The organism is Mesorhizobium sp. M7A.F.Ca.MR.176.00.0.0, assembly GCF_004023165.1.
Taxonomy (GTDB): Bacteria; Pseudomonadota; Alphaproteobacteria; order Rhizobiales; family Rhizobiaceae; genus Mesorhizobium.
This window is the reverse complement of the sequence record NZ_RZTC01000261.1, coordinates 1-1,883: the sequence shown is the minus strand read 5'-3', so window position 1 is coordinate 1,883 and position 1,883 is coordinate 1. Positions and strand designations below refer to the sequence as shown.

The window sequence follows — 1,883 nt, the reverse complement described above, 5'->3', positions numbered from 1 at the left end:
CTTCTGCTGCCCACGATCGCGTGAAATCACTGCCCACGATCAGCGAAATGCGCACTCGACGTCCGCAAGGAGATCCAAGCCCGGCATGAAGAAGCAGATCGGCTACGCTGCCGCGCGGTCGAGCGCGCCAAGATCGAGGCCGATCACGCCCAGCGCCGTTTCATGCTGGTCGATCCCGATAATCGTCTCGTCGCCGACACGCTCGAAGGCGAATGGAACGAGAAGCTCCGTATTTTGGCCAAGGCCCGCGAAGATCGCGAGCGTGCCCGGGAGCACGATCAATTCATCCTTGATGAAGCTGTCCGCGAGCGGCTGGTCGCAATGACGGTGGATTTCAACAAGCTCTGGGCGGATCCCGATACCCCGAACCGCGAACGCAAGCGACTGCTTGCCCACATCATCGAGGATGTCACTCTCGTCAAGCTACCGGCGGAAGGAACCACCAAGGTTCACGTGCGATTCAAAGGCGGCAAGATCCAGACGCTCACCACCCTGAGCCCAAAATCTTCCGCCCAGCAGGTCAAGACGCAGCCCGGCATCGTCGAACTGGTCGATAAACTCCTCGACGACCACATCTATTCCGAGATCGCAGAACTGCTCAACCAGAAAGGATACCGTCCGGGCGAGGCCGCACGCCGCGGTCGCCACAACGCCCGCTTCACGGCCTTGCGAGTTGCCTATCTCGTTCACCAATACAAGCTGCGCTCTCGCTATGACCGTCTGCGGGAACGTGGAATGCTGACAAAACAGGAAGCGGCCGCGCGTCTCAATATCCACGAGCACACCGTCACCAGATGGGCCAAGCATGGCCTCATCACCAGCCACGCCTACAACGGGCACTATTGCCTGTACGAACTTCCCGTTTCGGATCTACCGCAAAAACAATGCAGCCGATGGAACCGGCTCGTCGATCGCGCTGCCGCACGAAGGCAAAATGCCAGCCAGGCAAAAACTCTCAACTGAAGACGAAAGGGACGTAGTATGAATGCAGATCGTTCGTAAACAGGCAGGCACCCTGGCCGTCATGCCAGATCACCTTGATCAGCCCTCCTCGACGCCCGCGGAAACAAAACAAATGGCCGCTGTGCGGATTGCGCTTCAACGTCTCCTGCACCATCAATGCGAGGCCGGGGAAACCATGTCCGTATAGCCAGTGGCGAGCCACACCTTCACACCGCTCGGGACCGGGATCATCGCCGCTCCAGCACATCAAGAATCCGGCCGAGCGCCTCGGTATCGATATCACTCTCAATCCGCAGGCGACGGGCACCGCCAAGCTCGATCGTCACCATGCTGCTCTTCTTGCGCGGTCGGGAGATCGGCGCTGGCTGCGCCTCGACGACCTCCACGGGAACAAGCTGCGGCACGGACGGCGCGGAGATCTGGCAGAGCTCCTTGCGCCACCGGAAAAGCTGGCTCACATGAAGGCTCGCCGATCGCGCGATCTCCGAAACACTGGCCCCAGGCTCGAACGTCGCAGCGACCAGCCGCTCCTTCTCTTCCCGAGACCAGCGCCGGCGCCGCTCGACCGACGTGATCACTTCGATCTGATGCTTCGTCACAGGGCTACTCCTAGTGCTTGCACTAGGACTTGCAGCCTTCAGCCTACCTCAGCAAGGCGGCCGTCACCGTGGGGATACGGCTTTTGCGGATGCGGATCGGCTTCAGTGGTCGCCGCGATCGCTGCCGCAGGCGGCTTTCAGCGTCGCAGGAAAGGATTGCCTCGTGATTGGTCTGGCTGCCGTCGATGACGATGCGCTCCGGCTGGCCATGGCGCGCCAGCGCCTTGCGGAGGAAGCGTTTGGCCGCCACCAGGTCACGGTTTTCGCTGAAATTTGAATTCGACGGTGTCGCCGAGGCTGTCGATGGCGCGGTAAAGATAC

General features: G+C 60.9%; 3 protein-coding genes and 1 pseudogene. 1 reads left to right on the top strand and 3 read right to left on the bottom strand.

Going from position 1 to position 1,883, the window contains the following annotated elements; all coding sequences use genetic code 11:
* Nucleotides 1–162 precede the first annotated feature (162 nt).
* The gene (locus EOB59_RS34570; protein WP_245330060.1) at nucleotides 163–963 is read left to right on the top strand and encodes a helix-turn-helix domain-containing protein; all 801 of its coding nucleotides are present in this window, start codon (nucleotides 163–165) and stop codon (nucleotides 961–963) included.
* Here the strand turns inward: EOB59_RS34570 and tnpB are convergent.
* The 3 genes and pseudogenes from tnpB to EOB59_RS34555 all read right to left on the bottom strand — a co-directional run.
* A complete protein-coding gene (gene tnpB / locus EOB59_RS34565; RefSeq protein WP_245470389.1) occupies nucleotides 956–1,117 on the bottom strand; it encodes a transposase in 162 nt (53 codons plus the stop codon). The genes EOB59_RS34570 and tnpB overlap by 8 nt on opposite strands.
* A gap of 73 nt (nucleotides 1,118–1,190) precedes the next feature.
* Nucleotides 1,191–1,562: a transposase gene (locus EOB59_RS34560; protein WP_128310051.1), complete on the bottom strand. Its 372-nt coding sequence runs from the start codon at nucleotides 1,560–1,562 to the stop codon at nucleotides 1,191–1,193.
* 79 nt (nucleotides 1,563–1,641) lie between these two features.
* Nucleotides 1,642–1,883, bottom strand: a pseudogene (locus EOB59_RS34555) (DDE-type integrase/transposase/recombinase); the annotation flags it as partial.

Coding starts and splice junctions, on each gene's coding strand:
- EOB59_RS34570 (WP_245330060.1), top strand. CDS start 163: ATGCTGGTCGATCCCGATAATCGTCTCGTCGCCGACACGCTCGAAGGC.
- tnpB (WP_245470389.1), bottom strand. CDS start 1,117: ATGGTGCAGGAGACGTTGAAGCGCAATCCGCACAGCGGCCATTTGTTT.